This is a genomic window from Corallococcus sp. 4LFB, assembly GCF_046520365.1.
Taxonomy (GTDB): domain Bacteria; phylum Myxococcota; class Myxococcia; order Myxococcales; family Myxococcaceae; genus Corallococcus; species Corallococcus caeni.
Window position 1 is genome coordinate 23,939 of sequence record NZ_JBKGHJ010000037.1, and the last position, 6,103, is coordinate 30,041.

General features: G+C 70.4%; 5 protein-coding genes and 1 pseudogene. 3 read left to right on the forward strand and 3 right to left on the reverse strand.

Going from position 1 to position 6,103, the window contains the following annotated elements; genetic code table 11:
- Positions 1–10: 10 nt before the first annotated feature.
- The 3 genes from ACLEQD_RS06705 to ACLEQD_RS06715 are packed head-to-tail and all read right to left on the reverse strand — an operon-like array spanning position 11 to position 2,373.
- Positions 11–1,306, reverse strand: coding sequence for a hypothetical protein (locus ACLEQD_RS06705; protein ID WP_410382641.1), 1,296 nt, complete (start codon positions 1,304–1,306; stop codon positions 11–13).
- Between the two features lie 24 nt (positions 1,307–1,330).
- Positions 1,331–1,633 carry a hypothetical protein gene (locus ACLEQD_RS06710; RefSeq protein ID WP_410382643.1) on the reverse strand — a complete coding sequence of 101 codons (303 nt, stop codon included), beginning with the start codon at positions 1,631–1,633 and terminating at the stop codon, positions 1,331–1,333.
- On the reverse strand, positions 1,630–2,373 hold the full coding sequence (locus tag ACLEQD_RS06715; protein ID WP_410382645.1) for a hypothetical protein: 744 nt from the start codon (positions 2,371–2,373) through the stop codon (positions 1,630–1,632). The genes ACLEQD_RS06710 and ACLEQD_RS06715 overlap by 4 nt, the downstream gene beginning before the upstream one ends.
- Before the next feature lie 190 nt (positions 2,374–2,563).
- Here ACLEQD_RS06715 and aspS point away from each other — a divergent pair, with 190 nt between their 5' ends.
- The 3 genes and pseudogenes from aspS to ACLEQD_RS06730 form a co-directional block, all read left to right on the forward strand.
- Entirely contained in the window at positions 2,564–4,381 is a 1,818-nt protein-coding gene (gene aspS, locus ACLEQD_RS06720) for an aspartate--tRNA ligase (RefSeq protein WP_410382647.1), read from the forward strand.
- 221 nt (positions 4,382–4,602) lie between these two features.
- Complete coding sequence (locus tag ACLEQD_RS06725; RefSeq protein WP_410382648.1) at positions 4,603–5,826, forward strand: carbohydrate porin; 1,224 nt, start codon at positions 4,603–4,605, stop codon at positions 5,824–5,826.
- A gap of 59 nt (positions 5,827–5,885) precedes the next feature.
- Positions 5,886–6,103 (forward strand): annotated as a pseudogene (locus ACLEQD_RS06730) (hypothetical protein); the annotation flags it as partial.

Consider the following 6,103-nt stretch of genomic DNA (forward strand, 5'->3'; position numbering starts at 1 on the left):
GGAGCGGGCCTCACTGGAAGATGCTGGGGCAGGTGGTGCCGCCCGCCGCGCTGGCCGGGCAGAGGTTGTCGCCGATGAGGTCCGCGCGCGGAATCTGCAGGTGGTCCATGAACTCGTTGCAGACGGCCTTGCGCAGCTCCAGGTCGGTGATGTGCGAGATGATGGCCCGCGCGGGGACGGCCAGCGTGAACAGCGTCTGATCCCCCAGCACCTGCTGGGTGTACTGGTAGATGCCCGGGGTGGCGGGGTTCGTGTCGTAGTACGAGGAGACGATGTCGCGCTGCAGCTGGGCCTCCTGCCCGGTGGAGCGGCCCGCCTGGTAGAGCGCGGTCGCCAGCAGCGTGCCCACCTGGTACTCGGCGCCGTCCGCGGAGAAGCTGTTCAGGTCCTGCTGCCGCACGCGCTCATACAGGATGGCGCTCATGCAGCGGTTGCCGTTGGACAGGTCCCGCGCGTCGGTGACGCCGGCGTAGGGGCCGCCGTCGAAGGAGGGCGCCATGAAGCGGGGGTCGCACCCGCTGGGGCTGCGGCAGGTGGCGCCGTAGGCGTGGTAGTCCGCCAGGCCCTCGTCAAAGGCCTTGAGCACGTTGGCGCCCTGGCTGGGCGAGTCCGAGCCCCAGGTGGCCAGCGCCAGGGGCAGCGACTGGCCGGCGTACGACAGCCGGTTGAACACGAGGTGCGAGTACTCGTGCGCCATCACCGCCGCGTTGAGGGGCAGCGGGGCGCGTTGAATCTTGTCGAACGGCAGCACCAGGAACGACTGGAGCACCGGGTAGAAGATGGCGTTGTCGCGCGCCGGGTCCTTGCTCAGCTGCGTCTGGACGAAGTCCGGGAAGTAGTAGAGCGTCGGCGCGGGCTCGAAGGACGCGACCTTCACGTTGGCGACGGTGCGGAAGTACTCGTTGGCGCGCTCGAGGTTGTAATACGAGGTCACCATGTTCCAGGAGTGGAAGTCCGCGGGCCAGAGGACGTCCTCGCCCGTCTTCTCATCCTTCTGGGTGATGTAGCTGGCCTTCACGTCGTGGCCGGGCTTCTTGAGCAGCACCTCCGCGATGGTGTCCTCCGTGGCGTTCTGGAGCCCGGGGTCGTTCACGTCGATGACGATGCGGGCGCCACCCTGGAGGTCACCGACGGTGCCCTTCAGGCCGACGACGTCCTCGATGGTGGTGAGTTCGACCTGCGTGGGGACGTACTGGCCATTGCTGGAGCGGGACAGGACGGAGACCTTCACGGGGGCCTCGCTGTCCGGCGCGCAGCCCGTGGCCAGGGTCAGCCCGACGGCGGCGGTGATGACTGTTCGGAGCATGACGCCCGTTTTACTCCGGACCGCTCAGAACGTGTATTCCCCCCCGAGTGTGAGCAGGCCGGAGGCCTGCGCCGGGGTGTCCTGGGGCACGTCCCGCTGGAGGGCCACGGAGGCCCACAGCCGCACCGCGTCGCCCAGGCGCACCGTCCACCGGGTGGCCAGCACGTGGGCCACGCCCTGGCCGGCCACGTACCGGGTGAAGGCGTAGGACACCTGCCCCCTCACGGCCGGGGTGAGGCGCCAGGAGAGGGACGGCTTCACGTCCCAGCGGACCGGGGCGGAGGGAAAGCCGGTGCCGGCGTTGACCTCTCCCAGGCGCCGCGTCACGACCGCGCCCAGGTCGCGCAGCTGGCGCAGGCGCAGGCCCGCCAGGGCCTTCCGGGCGCGGCCCGGTCCTCGAGCCGGTCCGCCAGCGCGTCGGCTTCCGCGTCGGTGAACTGGCCCGCGGTGAGCGGGTCCTCGCTGTAGAAGGCGTAGCCCCCGCGCAGCCCCAGCTCCCAGCGGCCGTCCCAGAGCAGCCGCGCGCCCAGAGAGGGCCGGGCCGACCAGAGGATGTCCTCCTGCGCGTAGCGCTCCGTGGGGGCGCCCTCCGCGACGGTGAAGAGCTGGCGGCGCAGCGGGTAGCGGCTGACGCCCACGCCCGCGTCCAGGCCGTACTCCCAGGTGTCGAAGCCCGCCGAGTCCCAGGCCGCCCCCAGCTGCATCGCCTGGCTGCCGTAGCCCGTGCGGGCGCTGAGGCCGGGGAGGTTGAGGCGGGGGCGCTCCGGGGTGAGCTCCGTGTCGGAGCCCTTGGACAGGCCCAGGCTGACGGCGCCGGACAGCAGCCAGTGCCTGCCCGCGAGGTGGTCCAGGCCCACGGAGAGCTGGTGGGTGGCCGCGGTGCCGGACTCCGGCCGCGCGCCGGTGTAGCCCAGCGTGACGAAGGTCGCCTCGCCCACGCCCACGTCGCCCAGCAGGCTCCAGAGGGCATAGCCGTGGCCGCCGCTCGCCTCGAGCGCGACGGAGCTGTCCGCGGCCTCCGCCGCCCAGGTGGGGCTCGCCCCCAGCAACGCCAGCAGCACCAGCATGCAGGCTCCAACCCGGGAAGCTTTTCGGGGTTGCGGGGACGTGCGCGCCTGCCTGCTCAAGCGCCCGTCTTCCGAGTGAGAAGCGGGTGAAAACACGGGGGCGGAGGAGCCATGGATTCCTTGACGCGTCGTTTCCACGATCCGGTATGGTGCCCGGCCTTCCTTCCCGAACCAAACGCAGGCGGTCTCCATGGCGGTCCCGTTCATTTCCGAGGTCAAGCGTACCCACACCTGCGGTCAGCTCACGGCCGCGAACGTTGGCGAAGAGGTGGTCCTCTTCGGCTGGGTGCACAACCGCCGCGACCATGGCGGCGCGGTGTTCATCGACCTGCGGGACCGCGAAGGGCTCACCCAGGTGGTGTTCGAGCCGGACAGCAAGGAGGCCCACGAGACGGCCGGCCACCTGCGCCTGGAGTACTGCATCGGCATCAAGGGCAAGGTGCTGTCGCGCGGCAAGAACGTGAACCCGAAGATGAAGACGGGGGAGATCGAGGTGAAGGCCTCGGACCTGACCATCTTCAACCGCTCGGAGCCCACGCCGTTCCTCATCGAGGACAACGTGGACACCTCCGAGGAGAAGCGCCTGGCGCACCGCTACCTGGACCTGCGCCGCGGGCCCCTCCAGCGGACGCTGATGACGCGCTCGAAGATGAACACGCTGGCGCGTTCGTACATGGCGGGCAACGGCTTCCTGGAGCTGGAGACGCCCTTCATGGGCAAGTACACGCCGGGCGGCGCGCGCAACTTCCTGGTCCCCAGCCGCCTGAACCCGGGCAAGTTCTACGCGCTGGCGGAGAGCCCGCAGCTCTACAAGCAGCTGTTCATGGTGGCGGGCTTCGACCGGTACTTCCAGATCGTGAAGTGCTTCCGCGACGAGGACCTGCGCCTGGACCGGCAGCCGGAGTTCACGCAGATCGACGTGGAGATGAGCTTCGTCACCCAGGACGACATCTTCACCATCATCGAAGGGCTGCTGAAGAAGCTGTGGGGCGAGGTGCTGGGCATCGACATCCCGACGCCCTTCATGCGCATGGACTTCTACGAGTCCATGGCGAAGTACGGCAACGACAAGCCGGACCTGCGCTTCGGGCTGGAGCACGTGGTGCTCACCGACGTCATCCGCGAGCACGGCGCCGCGGGCGGCGTGCCCATGATGTGGGACGCGGTGCAGGACAAGGGCATCGTCAAGGCGATGGTCGTCCCGGCGGAAAAGGCGCTGTCGCGCGCGGAGAGCGACAAGCTGGAGGACTTCGCGAAGCAGGCGGGCGCGAAGGGCCTGGCGCGCGCGAAGGTGGGCGAGGGCGGTGAGTGGACCCAGTCCCCGCTGTCCAAGACGATTACGCCGGCGCTGCGGCAGGCCATCAACCAGGCCGTGAACGCGAAGACGGGCGACCTCATCCTGTTCCAGTTCGGCCGCGAGTCGCTGGTGCACACGGTGATGGCGAACCTGCGCGTGCACGTGGCGAAGAAGCTGGGGCTCATCCCGGAGTACGGCAGCGGCGGCCAGTGGAAGTTCCTCTGGGTGGTGAACCCGCCCCTCTTCGAGTTCGACGAGGAGACGAACACCTGGGCCGCGGCGCACCACGCCTTCACCCGGCCGCACGACGAGGACGTGCAGTACCTGGGGACCGACCCCGGCCGCGTGAAGTGCCACCGCTACGACGTGGTGCTCAACGGCTTCGAGATTGGCGGCGGCTCCATCCGCCTGCATGACCCGAAGGTGCAGAGCGAGGTGTTCAAGGCGCTGGGCATCCAGGAGGAGGAGGCGCGCGTGAAGTTCGGCTTCCTGCTGGACGCGCTCAAGTTCGGCGCGCCCCCGCACGGCGGCATCGCGCTGGGCATGGACCGCCTGGTGATGCTGCTGACGGGCGCGGAGTCCCTGCGCGACGTGATCCCGTTCCCCAAGACGAAGACGGGCACGGACACGATGACGGGCGCCCCCGGCGACGTGGACGAGAAGCAGCTGCGCGACCTGCACGTGCGCACGGTGCCGCTGCCGCAGAAGTAGCCGCACCCCTGGCAGGGGGCGTGCGCCGGGTGGAGGACACTCCCGGCGCGCCGCTTCGTTCCTCGCCGCACCCGGGCCCTTCGCGAGGCTTGGGGGAGTGGCGGGAAGGCGACGGACGGCCCCCTGGCACGGCTGGACATCCTGGCATCCGTTGCCATTGAGCACCCGTGGCGTGCGCGAGGGCGGGTGCGATGCGGGGACGGTGCGGGGCGGCGTGGGTGATGGCGTGGGCCCTGCTGTGCGCGGGCCCGGCCTTCGCCGCCGAGACGAGGATGCCCCCGGGCCTCACCGGGGGATGGGGCGGGGCGCGCGGGCTGCTCTACGAGCTGGGCGTCGCGCTGCAGGTCCGCTACGTGACGGAGCTGGCCTACAACGCGCGCGGCGGCAAGGGGCATGCGCTGCGGCAGGCGGGCCAGTTCAACGTGGGGCTGGGCCTGGACCTGGAGAAGCTGGCGGGGCTCAAGGGCGGCACCTTCCAGTTCACGTTCACGCACCGCAACGGCAACAACCTGAACGTGGACATGGCGCTGGGCAACCTCCAGCTGGTGCAGGAGGTGTACGGGCGCGGCAACGTGGGGCGCCTGACGCAGCTCTGGTACGACCAGCTCTTCTGGGGCGAGCGGGTGCACCTGAAGCTGGGCCGCGTCACCATGGGCGAGGACACCGCGGACTTCCCCTGCGACTTCCAGAACCTGAGCTTCTGCGGCGCGCAGCCCGGCAACATCGTGGGCAACTACTGGTTCAACTGGCCGGTGAGCCAGTGGGGCACGCGGCTGCGCCTGGACGTGGCGAAGGTGGCCTACGTGCAGCTGGCCGCGTACGAGGTGAACCCGCGCAACCTGGAGGAGGCCTTCTTCCTGGGGCGCTTCAACGGGGCGACGGGCGTGATGCTGCCCCTGGAGCTGGGGTGGAACCCGACGTTCCAGGGCGGGCTGCTGGAGGGGCTCTACAAGCTGGGCGCCTGGTACGACACGTCCAACGCGCCCGACGTGCTGCTGACCGGCGTGGAGCGCGAGGGGCGGTATGGCCTGTACTTCGTCGCGCGCCAGCAGCTCACGCACGTGCTGGGCGCGGAGAACGCGGCGCAGGGGCTCAACCTGTTCGTGCGCCTGACGCACGCGGACCGGGACACCTCCACGCAGGACGGCCAGTACACGGTGGGCCTGGGGTACACGGGCGTCTTCGGCCGGACGGAGGACGACGTGGGCTTCGCGCTGGGCGCCACGCACTCCAACGGACGCTACGTCACCGCGCAGCGGCTGAAGCAGGCGCGGGACCCCACCGCGCGGGTGCCGCGCACGGAGTACGTGGGCGAGCTGTACTACAGCCTCCACGCGACGGCGTGGCTCGTGCTGCGGCCCAACCTCCAGTACATCCGCCCCGGCGCTGACGAGGCCGCGCGCGACGTCGTGGTGCTGGGCCTCAAGGGCGCGCTGACCCTGTAGGGCATGTGGGCGGAGGGCCCCCTTTCCGTGCGGCTTCGCGGGTGGCCTAGAGTGGGGCCATGGCCCTGTCACCCTCGTGGGATGCGTGGCTGTCGGAGAACCTGCTGCGTGGCGTGCCCGGCGAGGCGCTGGCCCGGGCACTGGTCGCCGGAGGGCTGGCCCCGGAGGAGGCCCGTTCGGAAGTAGAGCGCGCGCGGCGGCACCCGGCGGTGGAGGCCGGCGGGGCGCCCCAGGAAGGGAGCGCCGGAAGGGCCCGTGACCTTACACCACGCCCCCG